Annotated in this window: 16 protein-coding genes and 1 pseudogene; 13 read left to right on the plus strand and 4 right to left on the minus strand. The window is 71.6% G+C overall.

From position 1 onward, the window contains the following. Nucleotides 1-197 precede the first annotated feature (197 nt). Nucleotides 198-3,749, plus strand: a complete 3,552-nt coding sequence (gene dnaE, locus D9V36_RS32330) for a DNA polymerase III subunit alpha (RefSeq protein WP_129296881.1) — start codon at nucleotides 198-200, stop codon at nucleotides 3,747-3,749. A 123-nt stretch (nucleotides 3,750-3,872) separates the two neighbouring features. On the opposite strand, the gene D9V36_RS32335 is transcribed toward dnaE, so the two are convergent. Beyond that, on the minus strand, nucleotides 3,873-4,052 hold the full coding sequence (locus D9V36_RS32335; RefSeq protein ID WP_129296882.1) for a hypothetical protein: 180 nt from the start codon (nucleotides 4,050-4,052) through the stop codon (nucleotides 3,873-3,875). 273 nt (nucleotides 4,053-4,325) lie between these two features. Between D9V36_RS32335 and D9V36_RS32340 the strand changes: the two genes are divergently transcribed. The 4 genes and pseudogenes from D9V36_RS32340 to D9V36_RS32355 form a co-directional block, all read left to right on the plus strand. After that, complete coding sequence (locus D9V36_RS32340) at nucleotides 4,326-5,654, plus strand: NYN domain-containing protein (RefSeq protein WP_129296883.1); 1,329 nt, start codon at nucleotides 4,326-4,328, stop codon at nucleotides 5,652-5,654. A 115-nt stretch (nucleotides 5,655-5,769) separates the two neighbouring features. After that, nucleotides 5,770-6,747, plus strand: coding sequence for an ABC transporter ATP-binding protein (locus tag D9V36_RS32345; RefSeq protein WP_129298835.1), 978 nt, complete (start codon nucleotides 5,770-5,772; stop codon nucleotides 6,745-6,747). A gap of 78 nt (nucleotides 6,748-6,825) precedes the next feature. Then, nucleotides 6,826-7,641 (plus strand): ABC transporter permease, encoded by an 816-nt coding sequence (locus D9V36_RS32350; RefSeq protein ID WP_129298834.1) that lies wholly within the window; start codon nucleotides 6,826-6,828, stop codon nucleotides 7,639-7,641. Nucleotides 7,642-7,709: 68 nt separating this feature from the next. Continuing rightward, nucleotides 7,710-8,324, plus strand: a pseudogene (locus tag D9V36_RS32355) (ABC transporter permease); the annotation flags it as partial. Between the two features lie 361 nt (nucleotides 8,325-8,685). Here the strand turns inward: D9V36_RS32355 and ybaK are convergent. The 3 genes from ybaK to D9V36_RS32370 all read right to left on the minus strand — a co-directional run bounded on the left by ybaK (nucleotide 8,686) and on the right by D9V36_RS32370 (nucleotide 12,090). After that, nucleotides 8,686-9,180, minus strand: a complete 495-nt coding sequence (gene ybaK / locus D9V36_RS32360) for a Cys-tRNA(Pro) deacylase (protein ID WP_129296884.1) — start codon at nucleotides 9,178-9,180, stop codon at nucleotides 8,686-8,688. Between the two features lie 71 nt (nucleotides 9,181-9,251). Then, nucleotides 9,252-10,001 (minus strand): LON peptidase substrate-binding domain-containing protein, encoded by a 750-nt coding sequence (locus D9V36_RS32365; protein WP_129296885.1) that lies wholly within the window; start codon nucleotides 9,999-10,001, stop codon nucleotides 9,252-9,254. Between the two features lie 487 nt (nucleotides 10,002-10,488). Next, a complete protein-coding gene (locus tag D9V36_RS32370; protein ID WP_129296886.1) occupies nucleotides 10,489-12,090 on the minus strand; it encodes an oxidoreductase in 1,602 nt (533 codons plus the stop codon). Nucleotides 12,091-12,353: 263 nt separating this feature from the next. Here D9V36_RS32370 and hisD point away from each other — a divergent pair, with 263 nt between their 5' ends. The 8 genes from hisD to hisF are packed head-to-tail and all read left to right on the plus strand — an operon-like array spanning nucleotide 12,354 to nucleotide 18,138. Beyond that, entirely contained in the window at nucleotides 12,354-13,676 is a 1,323-nt protein-coding gene (gene hisD / locus D9V36_RS32375) for a histidinol dehydrogenase (RefSeq protein WP_129296887.1), read from the plus strand. Nucleotides 13,677-13,684: 8 nt separating this feature from the next. Continuing rightward, on the plus strand, nucleotides 13,685-14,803 hold the full coding sequence (locus D9V36_RS32380; protein ID WP_129296888.1) for a histidinol-phosphate transaminase: 1,119 nt from the start codon (nucleotides 13,685-13,687) through the stop codon (nucleotides 14,801-14,803). Continuing rightward, nucleotides 14,800-15,393, plus strand: coding sequence for an imidazoleglycerol-phosphate dehydratase HisB (gene hisB / locus D9V36_RS32385; protein WP_030085936.1), 594 nt, complete (start codon nucleotides 14,800-14,802; stop codon nucleotides 15,391-15,393). The genes D9V36_RS32380 and hisB overlap by 4 nt, the downstream gene beginning before the upstream one ends. Nucleotides 15,394-15,396: 3 nt before the next feature. After that, entirely contained in the window at nucleotides 15,397-15,561 is a 165-nt protein-coding gene (locus D9V36_RS41210) for a hypothetical protein (protein ID WP_164993080.1), read from the plus strand. After that, nucleotides 15,552-16,208 (plus strand): imidazole glycerol phosphate synthase subunit HisH, encoded by a 657-nt coding sequence (hisH, locus tag D9V36_RS32390; protein WP_129296889.1) that lies wholly within the window; start codon nucleotides 15,552-15,554, stop codon nucleotides 16,206-16,208. Before D9V36_RS41210 ends, hisH begins: the two co-directional genes overlap by 10 nt. Beyond that, nucleotides 16,208-16,939, plus strand: a complete 732-nt coding sequence (gene priA, locus D9V36_RS32395) for a bifunctional 1-(5-phosphoribosyl)-5-((5-phosphoribosylamino)methylideneamino)imidazole-4-carboxamide isomerase/phosphoribosylanthranilate isomerase PriA (RefSeq protein WP_129296890.1) — start codon at nucleotides 16,208-16,210, stop codon at nucleotides 16,937-16,939. The genes hisH and priA overlap by 1 nt, the downstream gene beginning before the upstream one ends. 30 nt (nucleotides 16,940-16,969) lie before the next feature. Further along, a complete protein-coding gene (locus D9V36_RS32400) occupies nucleotides 16,970-17,377 on the plus strand; it encodes a Rid family hydrolase (protein WP_129298836.1) in 408 nt (135 codons plus the stop codon). Next, nucleotides 17,374-18,138 carry an imidazole glycerol phosphate synthase subunit HisF gene (gene hisF, locus D9V36_RS32405; RefSeq protein WP_129296891.1) on the plus strand — a complete coding sequence of 255 codons (765 nt, stop codon included), beginning with the start codon at nucleotides 17,374-17,376 and terminating at the stop codon, nucleotides 18,136-18,138. Before D9V36_RS32400 ends, hisF begins: the two co-directional genes overlap by 4 nt. The last annotated feature ends 35 nt before the right edge of the window (nucleotides 18,139-18,173 follow it).

Raw genomic sequence — 18,173 nt, forward strand, 5'->3', positions numbered from 1 at the left:
GATCCGTGGCGGAACCCGTCGCGGATCTGCCACTGACAACGCGCGAGGCTACTCGTCGGTGCCCGCCGATTGTCAGTCGGGAGTCGTAGACTTCGAGACCGTCTCACCCGTCCGCCGCCGACCGCGCACCGGTCGTCCGGCCGCCGTCCCCCGCAAAGGCGCTTCGCGCCGTTTCGTCCTTCCGGAGGTCCCCCGCCGTGGCAGCCCCGTCCAGGCCCCCCTTCACGCACCTGCATGTCCACACCCAGTACTCACTGCTGGACGGTGCGGCGCGGCTGTCGGACATGTTCAAGGCGTGCAACGAGATGGACATGACGCATATCGCCATGTCCGACCACGGCAACCTCCACGGTGCCTACGACTTCTTCCACTCGGCGCAGAAGGCCGGGGTGACGCCGATCATCGGCATCGAGGCGTATGTGGCGCCGGAGTCGCGGCGGCTCAAGCGCAAGGTCCAGTGGGGCCAGCCGCACCAGAAGCGCGATGACGTCTCCGGTTCCGGTGGTTACACCCACAAGACGATCTGGGCGGCGAACAAGACCGGTCTGCACAACCTCTTCCGGCTGTCCTCGGACGCGTACGCCGAGGGCTGGCTGCAGAAGTGGCCGCGGATGGACAAGGAGACCATCGCCCAGTGGTCCGAGGGCCTGATCGCCTCCACCGGCTGCCCCTCCGGTGAGCTGCAGACCCGGCTGCGGCTCGGCCAGTTCGACGAGGCGCTGAAGTCCGCCTCCGAGTACCAGGACATCTTCGGCAAGGACCGGTATTTCCTGGAGCTGATGGACCACGGCATCGAGATCGAGCGCCGGGTCCGCGACGGCCTGCTGGAGATCGGCAAGAAGCTCGACATCCCCCCGCTGGTCACCAACGACTCGCACTACACCTACGCCCACGAGTCCACGGCGCACGACGCCCTGCTGTGCATCCAGACCGGCAAGAACCTCTCCGACCCGGACCGCTTCCGCTTCGACGGCACCGGCTACTACCTCAAGTCCACCGACGAGATGTACGCCATCGACTCCTCGGACGCCTGGCAGCAGGGCTGCGCCAACACCTTCCTGGTGGCCGAGCAGATCGACACCAGCGGGATGTTCGAGAAGCGCGACCTGATGCCGAAGTTCGACATCCCCCAGGGCTTCACCGAGGTCACCTGGTTCCAGGAGGAGGTCCGGGTCGGCATGCAGCGCCGCTTCCCGGACGGGGTCCCCGAGGACCGGCAGAAGCAGGCCGAGTACGAGATGGACATCATCATCCAGATGGGGTTCCCCGGCTACTTCCTCGTCGTCGCGGACTTCATCATGTGGGCCAAGAACAACGGCATCGCGGTCGGGCCCGGCCGTGGCTCCGCGGCCGGCTCGATCGTGGCGTACGCCATGGGCATCACCGACCTCGACCCGATCACCCACGGGCTGATCTTCGAGCGGTTCCTCAACCCCGAGCGTGTCTCCATGCCCGATGTCGACATCGACTTCGACGAGCGCAGGCGCGTCGAAGTCATCCGGTATGTCACGGAAAAGTACGGCGCCGACAAGGTCGCCATGATCGGCACCTACGGCAAGATCAAGGCCAAGAACGCCATCAAGGACTCCGCGCGCGTCCTGGGCTATCCGTACGCCATGGGCGACCGCCTCACCAAGGCCATGCCCGCCGACGTCCTCGGCAAGGGCATCGACCTCAGCGGCATCACCGACCCCCAGCACCCGCGCTACAGCGAGGCGGGCGAGATCCGGGGGATGTACGAGAACGAACCGGACGTGAAGAAGGTCATCGACACCGCCAAGGGCGTCGAGGGCCTGGTCCGGCAGATGGGTGTGCACGCGGCCGGCGTGATCATGTCCAGCGAGCCCATCGTCGACCACGCCCCGGTCTGGGTCCGGCACACCGACAACGTCACCATCACGCAGTGGGACTACCCCCAGTGCGAGTCGCTGGGCCTGCTCAAGATGGACTTCCTGGGCCTGCGCAACCTGACCATCATGGACGACGCCGTCAAGATGGTGCGGAAGAACAAGGGCGTCGAGCTGGAGATGCTCACCGTCCCGCTGGACGACCCCAAGACGTACGAAATGCTCTGCCGCGGTGACACGCTCGGCGTCTTCCAGTTCGACGGCGGCCCGATGCGCTCGCTGCTGCGGCTGATGAAGCCCGACAACTTCGAGGACATTTCCGCCGTCTCGGCGCTGTACCGCCCGGGCCCCATGGGCATGGACTCGCACACCAACTACGCGCTGCGCAAGAACGGCCTCCAGGAGATCACCCCGATCCACCCGGAGCTGGAGGAGCCCCTCAAGGAGGTCCTCGGCCTCACCCACGGCCTCATCGTCTACCAGGAGCAGGTGCAGAAGGCCGCCCAGATCATCGCCGGGTACTCCCTCGGCGAGGCCGACATCCTCCGCCGCGTCATGGGCAAGAAGAAGCCCGAGGAGCTGGCGAAGAACTTCGTCCTCTTCCAGGAGGGCGCCCGCAAGAACGGCTTCTCCGACCAGGCCATCCAGGCCCTGTGGGACGTCCTGGTCCCCTTCGCCGGCTACGCCTTCAACAAGGCGCACTCCTCCGCGTACGGCCTGGTCACCTACTGGACCGCCTACCTCAAGGCCAATTACCCGGCCGAGTACATGTCCGCGCTGCTGACCTCCGTGCGCGACGACAAGGACAAGTCGGCGGTCTATCTGAACGAATGCCGCCGCATGGGCATCAAGGTGCTGCCGCCGAACGTCAACGAGTCCGAGGCCAACTTCGCCGCCCAGGGCGACGATGTGATCCTCTTCGGCCTCACCGCGGTCCGTAACGTCGGGCAGAACGTCGTCGACTCGATCATCCGCTGCCGCAAGGCGAAGGGAAAGTACCTCTCCTTCCCCGACTACCTCGACAAGGTCGACGCGGTCGTCTGCAACAAGCGCACCACCGAATCGCTGATCAAGGCCGGTGCCTTCGACGAGATGGGCCACACCCGCAAGGGCCTGACGGCGCACTACGAACCGATGATCGACAACGTCGTCCAGGTCAAGCGCAAGGAGGCCGAGGGGCAGTTCGACCTCTTCGGCGGCATGGGCGACGACAGTGCGGACGAGGGGCCCGGCTTCGGGCTGGACATCGAGTTCTCGGACATCGAGTGGGACAAGACCTATCTCCTCGCCCAGGAGCGCGAGATGCTGGGCCTCTACGTCTCCGACCACCCGCTCTTCGGCCTGGAACACGTGCTGTCCGACAAGGCGGACGCCGCCATCGCCCAGCTGACCGGCGGTGACTACTCCGACGGTTCGATCGTCACCATCGGCGGCATCATCTCCGGCCTGCAGCGCAAGATGACCAAGCAGGGCAACGCCTGGGCGATCGCCACCGTCGAGGACCTGGCCGGCTCCATCGACTGCATGTTCTTCCCGGCGACCTACCAGCTGGTGTCCACCCAACTCGTCGAGGACACCGTGGTCTTCGTCAAGGGCCGCCTCGACAAGCGGGAGGACATCCCGCGGCTGGTGGCCATGGAGATGATGGTCCCCGACCTCTCGGAGGCCGGCACCAACGCCCCCGTGACGATCACCATTCCGACGGTCAAGGTCACCCCGCCGATGGTCGAGAAGCTGGGCGAGGTGCTCAGCAGCCACCGTGGCTCCACGGAGGTGCGGATCAAGCTCCAGGGCGCGCGCAAGACGACCGTGCTCCGGCTGGACCGGCACCGGGTCACGCCCGACCCGTCGCTGTTCGGCGACCTCAAGGTGCTGCTCGGCCCGTCCTGCCTGGCGGGCTGACCACCGGCCGTCGGCCTCCGGACGCCGCGAGACGGCCGGGCCCCGGACGACAGGCCCTAACCCGAGGGGCGCGCCCGTAGTGGACGCGCCCCTCAACCTCTGTGCGGCGTGGAACAGTTGAGATCAGTTGTGACCGAAGCGCCGCTGGTGCTTACGTGCAACATCCGCCGGGCTGCCCTGCGCCTGCGATCGCGACTGGGACTGTGCCTCCAGGCTCGACTTCCGGGCTTCCTGCTCGCCGCGCTCGGCCGCGGAAGCCGTCTTCTGCTGCTGACTGCGGTCCTGCTTCTTGTCCTTGGCCATGACCGTGCCTCCTGAGGGGGAATCCGGGATCGGGGCCGGAACCAGACTTACACGACGGACAGAGCGCTGCATTTCGGGCAATTACCCTGCGTTAAAGGGTTGATCACACGCTGTACTCAAGATTCTTGCCGAATCCGCCACGCCGAAGATCGAGTTCGGGCAGTTAACGCCCGCACGGTCGGGCAGACTCGAAGGACAACCGAAGAAAAACTCGTGCCACGGGCCGAGCCGGGGGGCGACCGGACATCAGCACCTCAGGGAAGAGGGTGGATCGTGGATCGCTGTGTCGTCCTGGTGGACGCCGGGTATTTGCTCGGCGCCGCGGCGAGCCTGCTCGCCGGAGAGCCCGCCCGTTCCCGGATCGCGGTGGATCACGCCGCCCTCATCCAGGGCCTGCGGCAGCGCGCCGAGGCGGACACCGAGCGCCCACTGCTGCGGATCTACTGGTTCGACGGCGCCCCCGACCGCGTCCCGCAACCGGAGCACCGCAGGCTGCGGGTGATGCCCCGGGTCACCGTCCGGCTCGGCGCCCTGACCCGCAGTGACGGACGCTGGGCGCAGAAGGGCGTGGACGCCGCCATGCACGCCGAGCTGACCGAACTCGCCCGTAACCGCGCCTGCTCCGACATCGTCCTGGTCACCGGCGACGGCGACCTCCTGCCCGGCCTGATGTCCGCCAAGGAGCACGGCGTCGCCGTCCACCTCTGGGCCGTCCAGGCCGCCGACGGCGACTACAACCAGTCCGAGGACCTGGTCGCCGAGGCCGACGAGCGGCGGGTGCTGGACCGGACCTGGATCACCCGCGCGGTCCGCGCCAAGGAACTCGGCGGCCCCTGCGCCCCGCCGCCGGCACCGCGCCCCGAGATCGCCGCGATCCTCTCCGCCCCGCTGCCCGAGTCCGCGGTCGCTGCCGCGGCAGCCGCGGCAGCCGCCGCCTCCGGCCCGGAAGCCGCCGAGCACCCCCACGAGCACAACAGCGCCAATGGCGTCTCCCGGCCGCCGGCCGGTACCGCGAGCGCCCCGGCCGCCGCGGACGACCCCGGCGCCGCGGGCTCCCGGGGCGTCCCCACCCCCAAGGACCTGGCCGGGCTCGGCCGCGCCCACGCCGCGGGCCAGGGCATCGCGGGCCCGGGCGGCTCCGCGGGCCCCGGCGGCACCGCCCCGCAGGCGCCCGCGGCCGGTGCCACCCTGCGCTGGTCGTCCGACAAGGGCTGGGTCGAGCGCGGCGGCCCGGTCGGCGAACCCTCCGAGACCGCGGCCCTGCCCACCCTCGCCCAGCTCACCAGCGCCGAGCAGCGCTGGGCCGACCGCGAGGAGGACATCACCGCCGTCAGCGGCGACCCCTTCGAGGTCGGCCAGGTCTTCGCCCGCCGCTGGACCGACCGGCTCTCCGACACCACCCACCTCCAGCAGCTGTCCACGGAGTACCCGCGCATCCCGCACCGCATCGACGGTGAACTGCTGCGCTACGCCGCCCGGTTCGGGCTGCTGGCCCACAAGGACGACCAGATCGACGAGCACGACCGCTATGCGATCCGGGCCGGATTCTGGCGCGAGGTCGACCTGCGGACCGCCGCCGAGCACGCCCCGGCCGGGGACTGACCGGCCCCGGAGCCCCCGTCCCGGCCCGCCCGTGGAGCCCCGCGGCCCGGAGGCGGGCCGGGGACGCGTACCCTCATAGCTCGTGAGGACGGGCGCAAAACAGGTGGAGCGCGGAATGCCGGTGTGCGCCGTGCGGGACCTGGTCAAGACGTACCCCGCGATGCGCGGGCGCCGCGGGGCGGCACGGGCATCCGCCGTACGCGCCAACGACGGCATCACCCTGGACGTGCACCGCGGCGAGATCTTCGGACTGCTCGGCCCCAACGGAGCCGGCAAGTCCACCCTGGTCCGCCAGCTGACCGGGCTGCTGCGCCCGGACTCCGGCAGCATCTCCGTACTGGGCCACGACCTGGTGCGCCACCCGGAGCGGGCCGCCCGGCTGCTGGGCTACCTGGGGCAGGAGTCCACCGCCCTGGACGAGATGACCGTCGCGCTGGCCGTGGAGACCACCGGCCGGCTGCGCGGCCTCGGCGCCCGCGAGGCGCGCGCCGAGCGGGACGCGGTGATCGGCGAGCTGGGCCTCGACGCCCTCACCGGACGGGCGCTGAAGAAGCTGTCCGGCGGGCAGCGGCGGCTGGCCTGCCTGGCCACCGCGCTGATCGGCGAGCGTCCGCTGCTGGTGCTGGACGAACCGACGACCGGGATGGACCCGGTCGCCCGGCGCGCCGTGTGGGCCGCGGTGGACCGGCGCCGGGCCGAGCGCGGCGCCACGGTGGTGTTGGTGACCCACAACGTGCTGGAGGCCGAGAGCGTGCTCGACCGGGTCGCGGTGATCGACCGGGGCCGGGTCATCGCCTGCGACACGCCCGGCGGGCTCAAGGAGATGGTGAGCGAGGAGGTCCGGCTGGAGCTGGTGTGGCGTGACCGCCCGCCGCTGGAGGTGCCCGAGGTCGCCGCCCTGGAAGCCGCCGCGCACACCTCGGGACGCCGCTGGACCCTGCGCCTGCCCGCCGACCGGGCCCGGTCCGCCGTCGCCGCGGTCACCGCGGGCCCCGCCTTCGCGGCCCTGGACGATTTCACGCTGGCCACGCCCAGCCTGGAGGATGTGTACCTCGCCCTGGGGGGCCGGGCGGAGGGACTGGTCAAGGCGTGACGGACATGAACGGGACCGGTGCGGCGGACGTATGGACTGCCACGGGGGCAGCGAGGAAGGCGTGGTGACAGCGTGAGTGTGGTTCCCGTGCAGGCGGCGGCCGGGGCGGTCCCGGAAGCCGGGGCACGGCCCGAGGAGGCCGCGCCGCTGGCACCGCGCGCCCGCCTGGTGCCCGCGCTGGCGGCCGTCTACCGCGCCCAGCTCTCCCGGGCCCGGGTCGCACGGATCCCGCTGCTGTTCGTCGCCACCTTCCAGTCCATCGGGATCATGGTCCTGCTGCGCGGGGTGGTCGACGGCGGCGATCCGGCCCGGTCCGTGGTCTCCGGCTCCAGCGTGCTGGTCGTCGCCTTCGTGGCGCTCAACCTCCTCGCCCAGTACTTCGGCCAGCTGCGGGCCGGCGGCGGGCTCGACCACTACGCGACGCTGCCGGTGCCGCCGGCCGCCGTGGTGCTCGGCGCCGCCGCCGCGTACGCCTCGTTCACCGTGCCGGGGACGGTGGTCACCGCGGTCACCGGCTGTGTGCTCTTCCAGCTGCCGATGGCCCACCTGTGGGTGCTGGCCGCCGTGCTCCCGCTCGCCGGGGCGGCGCTGGCCGGTCTCGGCGCGGCCCTCGGCCTGCTCGCCCCCCGCCCCGAACTCGCCACACTCTGCGGCCAGTTGGGGATGTCGGCGGCGCTGCTGCTGGGTGTGCTGCCGGCCGAGCGGATGCCCGCGGTGATCGGCTGGGCGCGCGATCTGCTGCCCTCGACCTACGGCGTGGAGGCGATGGCACGCAGCTTCGACCCGCATCCCGACTGGGTCGCGGTCTGCGCCGACCTGGGCGTCTGCGCGGCCGTCGGGGTGCTCTCGCTGGCCTTCGCCACCTGGGCGTACCGCCGGGCGGCGGCCCGATGACGGGGTCCACCACACCGAACGGCCGTCCTGCTTCCGTTCCCACCGGCCCCACCTGGCACGATGACGGGGTGACCGCACCGCTGACGCCCCCCGACAACCAACCGCCCGACGAGCCGCAGCACCCCGAGGCCGCGCCCGTCGCCGACCACGGCGGCCTCGGCGGCCCCGAGCTGGCCCGTGAACTGCGCGAGGGCGCACTGATCGCGCTGGCGGTCGCGGTGACCGGTGTGCTGCTCGGCCTGCTGTGGAACTGGCTCGCGCCGCACATCCCGCTGATCGCGGACACCCGCAACGTCTACCTCAAGAACACCGAGGGCGAAGAGGCGATCGGCGCGGACGGCACCTTCGTCCTGCTGTCCCTCGGCTTCGGCGTGCTCACCACCGCCGCGGTCTTCCTCTTCCGCCGGCGCGGCGGGATTCCGCTGGTCGTGGCGCTGGTCGTGGGCGGACTGCTCGGCGCGGTGCTGGGCTGGCTGACGGGCATGTGGCTGGGCCCCACCCCGGACGTGGTCGCGCACGCCAAGCAGGTCGGCCCCGGGGTGGCCTTCGACGGCCCGCTGCGGCTGCAGGCCAAGGGCGCGCTGCTGGCCTGGCCGATCGCCGCGATGCTCACCCAGCTCGCGCTGACCGGGCTGTTCGGCCCGCGCGACCCGGAGCCGGAGGCGCCGCACTGGCCCGGGGAGCAGCACGAGGACCACCATGGCGACCAGCGCGGGGACGACTACGGCGACGGCCGGCACGGAGACGGCCACGGCGACGACCACGAAAACGACCGTCACGGGGACGACCCCCGCGACGAGCATCTCGGCGACGACCAGCGCGACGATCACCGCAACGGCCGTCACGGCGACGACCAGCGCAACGCTCACGGGAACCACCCCGGACAGCAGCCGCCCACCGCGGGCTGACCCGCGCGGATCTCCGGGGCGGCCGCCATCCGGCCGCCCCGCCCGCGTTCGTACCGTCGGCAGCGGTGCCGTCAGTCGCGGTGGCTGCTGCCGAGGAGCCTTCGGCCGCGGTGCCGTCAGCCGTCGCGGGGTGCCGTCAGTCGCGGGCGATCGGCGCGAGGCGCGCCCCCGTGAGCGCCACCAGATCCGCCGGCGACAGCTCGACCTCCAGGCCCCGCCGCCCCGCCGACACACAGACCGTCGGCCGCCCCTCGGCCGAGGCGTCCACGACCGTGGGCAGCCGTTTGCGCTGGCCCAGCGGGGAGATCCCGCCCCGGACGTAGCCCGTGCTGCGCTCGGCCGCCGCCGGGTCGGCCATCGTGGCCCGCTTGCCGCCCACCGCCGCCGCCAGCGCCTTGAGGTCCAACGACCCCGACACCGGGACCACGGCCACCGTCAACGCGCCGTCGACATCCGCCAGCAGCGTCTTGAACACCTGCTCGGGCGCGACGCCGAGAGCCTGGGCGGCCTCCTCCCCGTACGACGGGGCGGCCGGGTCGTGCTCGTAGGAGTGCGTGGTGAACGGGACGCCCGCCGTGGTGAGGGCGACCGTGGCAGGGGTGCCGACGGATTTCCTGGACTTCTTCGCCACCGTCTTCGTGCCTCGCGTGGGGTCGGGCCGGCGGGTCCGGACACTGCGGTCGTCCGGGTGCGGCCGGTCGGTCAGTTGGGGCTCGTCGGCTGCCGGGTCAGGTCCACCGCCGGCAGCGACGGGAGCTTACCGAGCAGCGCCGATTCCTGGCGAAGGAGTTTCAGCTCCTGCCCCAGCCGGGACGCGGTGTCCGGTGCCTCCAGCAGCCGCTGCTTGGCGGGGACGTCCAGCACGGCCGCCGCGGCGACCAGATAGGACAGCACCGACGGATCGGCGGGCAGGTCCTGCCCGCTCGACAGGGTCCGCTCGTTCGCCCAGGCCAGCCGCTTCTGGTAGGTACGGAAGGCCCGTACGACGCCCGAGGCGAGCGCGCCCGCGCCCTCTCCGTCGCCGTCCTCCAGCTCCTCCAGCTCGCCGGTCAGATACGGCCCCGAGGCGTCCACCGACAGCAGCCGGAAGCGGGTGGTGCCGGTGGCCAGGACCTCGTAGCCGGTGTCGTCGTCGTCCGACTTCTCCCGGATGGTCGCCGCGTCGGCGATACAGCCCACGGCGTGGAACGCCTGTATCGGGTCGTCGCCGAAGCCCGCCGCGGGGCCGTCAGCGGACGGCAGGGTGGCATCGTCCGGCATGCCCTGCGCGGTGGGGGCGACCTCGCGGCCGTCCCGGATCGCGATCACGGCGAAGCGGCGGTCGTCCTCGGGCACCGCGCTCAGATCACGCATCATCGCCCGGTACCGCGCCTCGAAGACGTTCAGCGGGAGCACGAGTCCCGGGAACAGCACCGAGTTCAGCGGGAAGAGCGGTAGGCGCAGGGAGGTCACAGCCCGTAAGCCTAGACGCTGCGCTGGGCTGTGCTCCCATGTGGGCGGGTATTCGTCGGCGGGCTGCCCCGCCGTGGGGTTGCCGCCCTCGCGCCTCGCGCCTGGCGGCGGGCTGCTGCGCTCTGCCTCCGCCTCGTCTTTGGCTTTCCCGCCGTGGCGCCTGGCGGCGGGCGGGGTCCGCTGCGCGGGGCTGTGGGTGCGGTGACGGGCCTCCGGGGCAGGTGTGTGGGGAGAAGCCGGTGGTGGGTGCACGTGGGCGGGCGGGTGCACGCCCAAGCTCAGCCCCCACCGGCCCTCTACCACCCACTCACGGGAGGGGACGCACCGCAGGACGGAGTCCGGAGGGGCGTCACCGCACCCCGACAGCCCCGCGCAGCGGCACCGCCCGCCGCCAGGCGCCACGGCGAGCGCACCGCGCCAGCGGGCGACAAACGGCGAGCAACCCCCACGGCGGGAGAGCCGAAAACGTGGGAAGCCCCAGCCTCCGCTACTGCCGCCGCAAAAGCCGCGACGCCCCCGCCGCCACCGTCGTGGCCAGCACCCAGCCCGCCAGGATCAGGACGGCGGCCACCCACTGCGCGCCGCCGCCCGGTTTCCACGCGGCGCTCTGGTTGAGGTCGATCACCGGCAGGAGGAGGTCCAGGGAGTAGAGGTAGGGGTTCCAGGGCGGGGCCTCGCCCGCCTTGAGGGGCGGGGGCGGGGACATCGAGAAGTAGGCCGTGCCGATCGCCCACAGGATGGCCATCCACACCGCGGCCCGTCCCGGGCGGTAGCCGTAGGCCACCGTCCAGTCCTGGAGGAAGCCCCAGGCCTTGGCCGCCAGCGGCAGCGTCTCGCGGCGGCGGCGCTGTTTGGCGAGCAGGACCTCGCGGGCGTCCGCGTCCTCGCCGGTGGTGCGCAGCGAGGCGGCCAGCATCTCGTACGGCTCGGGCGCGTACTCCGGGGTCGCCGCGGCCACCCACTGCAGCCGCAGCGCCAGCGGGAAGGGGCCGCGCGGGATCAGCGTCTCGTAGGCGAAGCCGGCCATCCACAGCCCGCCGAGCCCCGGCCAGCTCGCCGATTTGTCGATGAGGTTGACGACCCGGGCACCGGAGAGGATCACCCGGCCGCGCTGCGGCCGGTCGCACAGGAAGCGCAGCTCGGGCGTCTGGATGCGGCGCAGCGACAGCTCCTGGTCGGACTCCATGATGAACCGGGCGTGCTCAAAGTCGACCGCGTCGCCGAACCGCCCGTCGTCCAGCCGCATCCCGCCCTCGCACTCGAAGCGCTGCATACGGGTACCGCGCGAGGGGGTGTGGGCGGTGCCGTACGGGGGAGTGGCGCTGCTGGAGAACGGCGAGTTGGCCAGGCCCGCGGCGGTCAGATAGAGGGTGCGCTCGACGGTCAGCTGCGGGGCGTTCAGCGCCCGCCGGCCGAAGGGGTTGCTCAGACGGCTGCCCCGCAGGCTCAGCGACACGCCGATGGTGGCGCCGCGCAGCGACAGCTCCCCGTAGGACTCCATCATCTCGGCCTGCAGGTCCTGGGCGACGGTCATCCCGTCCGCCGTGATGGACCGGCCCTGCCGGTCCTTGTGCACCACGGTCTGGTTGAGCATCAGGTCCGTGCCGATGTGCGCGTCGGTGAGCCGGACGCCGGAGTGCACCACACAGCGCGGCAGATGGAGATCGCCCTCGGTGTGCAGCCGGGCCGCCTCCAGCCGGGGTATCGCGCAGTTCACCATCCGCAGCGTGGTGAACCGGCTCTCCGGCAGCACCACCTCGGCCTCGAAGCGGCAGTCCCGCAGCTCCACGAATGGCTTGATCGTGCCGCCCGCAAGGTCGAGAGTGTCCGTGATGTACGCGCCGGTGAGCTCCAGCGCGGAGACCCGCCCCGGTTGCGGCGGCGGCCCGTCGAGCAGCAGTAACGCCACGACCCTGGCCCGCACCCGGCGCTCCGGGCCCCACAGATGCTGCCCGTGCGGATCGTCGCGGGCCGGGTCGCCGATGTGCAGATCACAGGTGCTGCCGTTGCGGAAGGCCTGCCACATGCTCCATTCCGCCGATGTCAGCTGCAGATCGGCGGGTGCGTCGCCGTCCCCGGGCTCGGTCACAGTGGATCCCCCTTGCTCTCCCGTGGTGTGTCGCAACCTGTTCGGACGCATGGCGTGCACCGGTCCTGCCGCGTCCCACAGGCGTCCCCGTACGCCGTCACGTGGCCCTTGCCCGCCCCGTGACCGCTTGAACACGCGTGGTCAGGGCCAACTCCGGTCAACTTCCGGGGCCCGTATCACGGTGTGTGGAGTGCGTGTGCCGCTGTGTATCACTGAGTGATACGGGCGACCGGGCCCAGGAGCGGGTCTGAGACACTGGGAGGGTGATCTCCCGAATCGATCTGCGCGGTGACGCCCTCCCCGAGGGTGGCGCCCTGCGCGACCTGCTGCCCCGTGCCGAGTTCGACGTGGAAGCCGCCCTGGAGAAGGTGCGGCCCATCTGCGAGGACGTACGCCATCGCGGCACCGCGGCGCTGATCGATTACGCGCGGCGGTTCGACGGCGTCGAGATCGAGCGCGTGCGGGTGCCCGCCGAGGCACTGCGCGCGGCCCTCGACGCGCTGGACCCGGCCGTGCGCGCCGCCCTGGAGGAGTCCATCCGGCGCGCCCGGATCGTCCACCGCGAGCAGCGCCGCACCGACGTCACCACCAAGGTCGTCCCCGGCGGCACGGTCACCGAACGCTGGGTCCCCGTCGAGCGGGTGGGCCTCTACGTCCCCGGCGGCCTGGCGGTCTACCCGTCGTCCGTGGTCATGAACGTCGTCCCCGCGCAGGAGGCCGGCGTCACGGGCATCGCCGTCACCTCCCCGCCGCAGAAGGAGTTCGGCGGCCGGCCGCACCCGACCATCCTCGCCGCCTGCGCCCTGCTCGGCGTCGACGAGGTCTACGCCGCCGGCGGCGCCCAGGCCATCGCGATGTTCGCGTACGGCACCGAGGAGTGCCTGCCGGTCAACCTCGTCACGGGCCCCGGCAACATCTTCGTCGCCTCCGCCAAGCGCCTCCTCAAGGGCCGGATCGGCATCGACGCCGAGGCCGGCCCCACCGAGATCGCGGTCCTCGCGGACGCCACCGCCGACCCCGAGCACGTCGCCGCCGACCTGATCAGCCAGGCCGAGCACGACACCCTCGCCGCCGCCGTCCTGGTCACCGACTCCACCGAGCTCGCCGACGCCGTCGAGGACGCACTCAAGCGGCAGGTCGCGGCCACCAAGCACATCGAGCGGATCACCGAGGCGCTGGCCGGACGGCAGTCCGCCGTCGTCCTCGTCGACGGCATCGACGAGGGCCTGAGGGTCGTGGACGCCTACGGCGCCGAACACCTGGAGATCCAGACCGCCGACGCCTCCGCCGTCGCCGCCCGGGTCCGCAACGCCGGCGCGGTCTTCGTCGGTCCCTGGGCCCCGGTCTCTCTCGGCGACTACTGCGCCGGCTCCAACCACGTCCTGCCCACCGGCGGCTGCGCCTGCCACTCCTCCGGCCTGTCCGTGCAGTCCTTCCTGCGCGGCATCCATGTCGTGGACTACTCGCGCGACGCGCTGGCCGAGGTCGCCCACCATGTGGTGACCCTCGCCGAGGCCGAGGACCTTCCGGCCCACGGCGCCGCGCTGAAGGCCAGGTTCGAGTGGAAGGTCCCGCAGAGCAAGTGAGCAGGCACGTGACCAGGATCGACGATCTCCCCATCCGGGACGAGCTGCGCGGCAAGTCCCCCTACGGCGCACCCCAGCTGGACGTCCCGGTGCGGCTGAACACCAACGAGAACCCCTACCCGCTGCCCGAGCCGCTGATCGAGCGGATCGCCGAGCGGGTGACCGAGGCCGCCCGCCGGCTCAACCGCTACCCCGACCGGGACGCGGTCGAGCTGCGCACCGAGCTGGCCCGCTACCTCACCCGCACCGGCGGCCACGAGGTCACCGCCGACCAGGTCTGGGCCGCCAACGGCTCCAACGAGGTCATCCAGCAGCTGCTGCAGACCTTCGGCGGCCCCGGCCGCACGGCCCTCGGCTTCGAGCCGTCGTACTCCATGCACGGGCTGATCTCCCGCGGCACGGGCACCGGCTGGATCTCCGGCCCCCGCAACGACGACTTCACCGTCGACGTCGAGGCGGCCAGGGCGGTCATCGCCGAAGAGCGGCCCGATGTCGTCTTCATCTGCTCGCCGAACAACCCCACCGGCACCGCCGTCGGGGAAGCGACCGTGCTCGCGCTGTACGAAGCGGCGCAGGCGGCCCGGGCCGACGGGGCCGGCGCGCTGGTGGTGGTCGACGAGGCCTACGGCGAGTTCAGCCACCGGCCCTCGCTGCTGCCGCTGATCGAGGGCCGGCCGAATCTGGTGGTCTCCCGGACCATGTCCAAGGCCTTCGGCGCCGCCGGACTGCGCCTGGGCTACCTCGCCGCCGACCCCGCCGTGGTCGACGCGGTGCAGCTGGTCCGGCTCCCGTACCACCTCTCGTCCGTCACCCAGGCCACCGCACTCGCCGCGCTGGAGCACACCGACACCCTGCTGAAGTACGTCGCGCAGCTCAAGACCGAGCGGGACCGCCTGGTCACCGAGCTGCGGGCGGCCGGCTGCCAGGTCGTCGACTCCGACGCCAACTTCGTGCAGTTCGGCCTCTTCGAGGACGCGCACGCCACCTGGCAGGCGATCCTCGACCACGGCGTGCTGGTCCGGGACAACGGCGTACCGGGCTGGCTGCGGGTCACCGCCGGCACCCCGGCCGAGAACGACGCGTTCCTCGACGCGGTTCGCGCAGTACTGAAGGAGAGCAAGCGATGACCCGCGTAGGACGCGTGGAGCGCACGACCAAGGAAACCTCCGTCCTCGTCGAGATCGACCTCGACGGCAGGGGCGAGGTGGAGGTGTCGACCGGTGTGGGCTTCTACGACCACATGCTCGACCAGCTCGGCCGGCACGGCCTGTTCGACCTCAAGGTCAAGACCGACGGCGATCTGCACATCGACACCCACCACACCATCGAGGACACCGCGCTGGCCCTGGGCGCCGCGTTCAAGCAGGCCCTCGGTGACAAGTCCGGGATCTACCGCTTCGGCAACTGCACCGTCCCGCTGGACGAATCGCTCGCCCAGGTGACCGTGGACCTCTCCGGCCGCCCGTACCTGGTGCACACCGAGCCGGAGAACATGGCGCCGATGATCGGCAGCTACGACACGACCATGACCCGGCACATCTTCGAGTCGTTCGTCGCCCAGGCACAGATAGCACTGCACATCCACGTCCCGTACGGCCGCAACGCCCACCACATCGTGGAGTGCCAGTTCAAGGCGCTGGCCCGCGCCCTGCGCTACGCCAGCGAACGCGACCCGCGCGCGGCCGGGATCATCCCCTCGACCAAGGGAGCCCTGTAGCCCGTGAACGGTCTGTCCACCGTCTTCATCCTGCTCGGGCTCTTTCTCCTCGGCGGTGTCTACTCGTTCTGGAAGCAGCAGCAGCCCAAGGGCCTGATCGTGCTGCTGTCCGTCGGTTCGGCGCTGTGCCTGCTCGCCGGCGTGCTGCGGCTGGAGGTATGGAATTGAGCCCCTCGGCATCCCGTAAGAAGGTCGTCGTCCTCGACTACGGCTTCGGCAACGTCCGCTCCGCCGAGCGCGCGCTGGCGCACGTCGGCGCCGAGGTGGAGATCACCCGGGACTTCGACCGGGCGATGAACGCCGAGGGCCTGCTGGTCCCCGGCGTCGGCGCGTTCGCCGCCTGCATGGCCGGGCTCAAGCAGGCCCGCGGCGACTGGATCATCGGACGCCGGCTGTCCGGCGGACGCCCCGTGATGGGCATCTGCGTCGGTATGCAGATCCTCTTCGGCCGCGGCATCGAGCACGGCGTCGAGACCGAGGGCCTGGACGAGTGGCCCGGCACGGTCGGCCCGCTCAAGGCCGAGGTCGTCCCGCACATGGGCTGGAACACCGTCGAGGCCGCCGGGGACTCCCAGCTCTTCGCCCAGCTGCCCGCCGACGCCCGCTACTACTTCGTGCACTCCTACGCGGTGCACGACTGGGAGCTGGAGGTCGGCAACCCCCACCTCACCGCGCCGAAGGTCACCTGGGCCACGCACGGCGAGCGGTTCGTGGCCGCGGTCGAGAACGGCCCGCTGTGGGCCACCCAGTTCCACCCCGAGAAGTCCGGCGACGCCGGTGCCCAGCTCCTGACCAATTGGATCGAGACCCTGTAATGCCGAACGCTGCGAAGCTCGAACTCCTCCCCGCCGTCGATGTCCGCGACGGCCAGGCCGTCCGCCTGGTGCACGGTGAGTCCGGCTCCGAGACCTCCTACGGGGACCCGCTTCAGGCGGCCCTCGCCTGGCAGCGGTCCGGCGCCGAGTGGCTGCACCTCGTCGACCTCGACGCGGCCTTCGGCACCGGCGACAACCGGGCGCAGATCGCCGAGGTCGCCCGCTCCATGGACATCAAGGTCGAGCTGTCCGGCGGTATCCGCGACGACGACTCGCTCGCCGCGGCCCTGGCCACCGGCTGCCGCCGGGTCAACCTCGGCACCGCCGCGCTGGAGACCCCCGAGTGGGTCGCCAAGGTCATCGCCGAGCACGGCGACAAGATCGCGGTCGGCCTGGACGTCCGCGGCACGACGCTGCGCGGCCGCGGCTGGACCCGCGACGGCGGCGACCTCTACGAGACGCTGGCCCGCCTCGACTCCGAGGGCTGCGCCCGCTACGTCGTCACCGACATCAACAAGGACGGCACCCTCCAGGGCCCCAACGTCGAACTGCTCAGGAACGTCTGCGCGGCCACCGACCGGCCCGTGGTCGCCTCCGGCGGTGTCTCCTCGCTCGACGACCTGCGGGTGCTGGCCTCGCTGGTACCGGAAGGTGTCGAAGGGGCGATCGTCGGCAAGGCGCTCTATGCGAAGGCGTTCACTCTCGAAGAGGCGCTGGCAGCAGTGTCGTAACTGTCGTAACGGCGAACGAAAGGCCGCATGATGACCATCGAGCGCGTACGGACTCCCAACCCCTGGGAAGAGAAGATCGGTTTCGCACGCGCCGTGGCGGCCGGCGACCGGGTCCTGGTCGCCGGCACGATGCCACTGGTCGACGGCGTCCTTGTGGGCGAGGGCGACCCGTACGAACAGACCAAGGCCGCCTTCACCCAGGCGCTGGATGCGCTCAAACCCTTCGGCCTCGGCGCCGACGCGGTGCTGCGCACCCGTGTGTACCTCACCCACCTGCGCGATGTGGACGCATCCGGCCGCGCCCACCGGGAGCTCTTCGAGGCCGCGCCGCCCGTTTCGAGCCTGGTCGTGGTCTCCGGATTCGTCGACCCCCGCGTCCTGGTGGAAGTGGAACTGGAAGCTTTCCGAGAACTGTCAGAGAGGCCTGAACCGACATGACCCTGGCGGTCCGAGTCATCCCTTGCCTGGACGTCGAAGGCGGCCGGGTCGTCAAGGGCGTCAACTTCCAGAACCTGCGCGACGCGGGCGATCCCGTCGAGATGGCGAAGGTCTACGGCGAGGAGGGCGCCGACGAGCTGACCTTCCTCGACATCACCGCCTCCTCCGGCAACCGCGAGACCACCTACGACGTGGTCCGCCGCACCGCCGAGCAGGTCTTCATCCCCCTCACGGTGGGCGGCGGCGTCCGCACCCCCGAGGACGTCGACAAGCTGCTGCGGGCCGGCGCGGACAAGGTCGGCGTCAACACCGCCGCCATCGCCCGCCCCGACGTGATCCGCGAGATCGCCGAACGCTTCGGCAGCCAGGTCCTGGTCCTCTCGGTCGACGCCCGCCGCACCGACGCGGGGACGCCGTCCGGCTACGAGGTCACCACCCACGGCGGCCGCCGCGGCACCGGCATCGACGCCGTGGAATGGGCCCACCGCGCCGCCGAACTCGGCGCCGGAGAGATCCTTCTCAACTCCATGGACGCCGACGGCACCAAGGACGGCTACGACGTCGAGATGATCGAGGCGGTCCGTAGGCACGTCACCGTCCCGGTGATCGCCTCCGGCGGCGCCGGCAAGCTGGACGACTTCGCCCCGGCCGTCGCGGCCGGCGCCGACGCGGTCCTGGCCGCCTCCGTCTTCCACTTCGGTGACCTGCGCATCGGCCAGGTCAAGGACGCCCTCCGGGGGGCGGGACACCCGGTGCGCTGACCCGGAGCGCACCCGTCGGGAGAGCCCCGCGGTCC

Source organism: Streptomyces lydicus (assembly GCF_004125265.1).
Lineage (GTDB): Bacteria > Actinomycetota > Actinomycetes > Streptomycetales > Streptomycetaceae > Streptomyces > Streptomyces lydicus_C.

Excerpts from the sequence above, each read along its gene's own strand:
- D9V36_RS32335 (WP_129296882.1), bottom strand. The coding sequence starts at position 4,052 with ATGGCCAAGGACAAGAAGCAGGACCGCAGTCAGCAGCAGAAGACGGCT.
- D9V36_RS32345 (WP_129298835.1), top strand. The coding sequence starts at position 5,770 with ATGCCGGTGTGCGCCGTGCGGGACCTGGTCAAGACGTACCCCGCGATG.
- hisB (WP_030085936.1), top strand. The coding sequence starts at position 14,800 with ATGACCCGCGTAGGACGCGTGGAGCGCACGACCAAGGAAACCTCCGTC.
- hisH (WP_129296889.1), top strand. The coding sequence starts at position 15,552 with ATGGAATTGAGCCCCTCGGCATCCCGTAAGAAGGTCGTCGTCCTCGAC.
- priA (WP_129296890.1), top strand. The coding sequence starts at position 16,208 with ATGCCGAACGCTGCGAAGCTCGAACTCCTCCCCGCCGTCGATGTCCGC.
- D9V36_RS32400 (WP_129298836.1), top strand. The coding sequence starts at position 16,970 with ATGACCATCGAGCGCGTACGGACTCCCAACCCCTGGGAAGAGAAGATC.
- hisF (WP_129296891.1), top strand. The coding sequence starts at position 17,374 with ATGACCCTGGCGGTCCGAGTCATCCCTTGCCTGGACGTCGAAGGCGGC.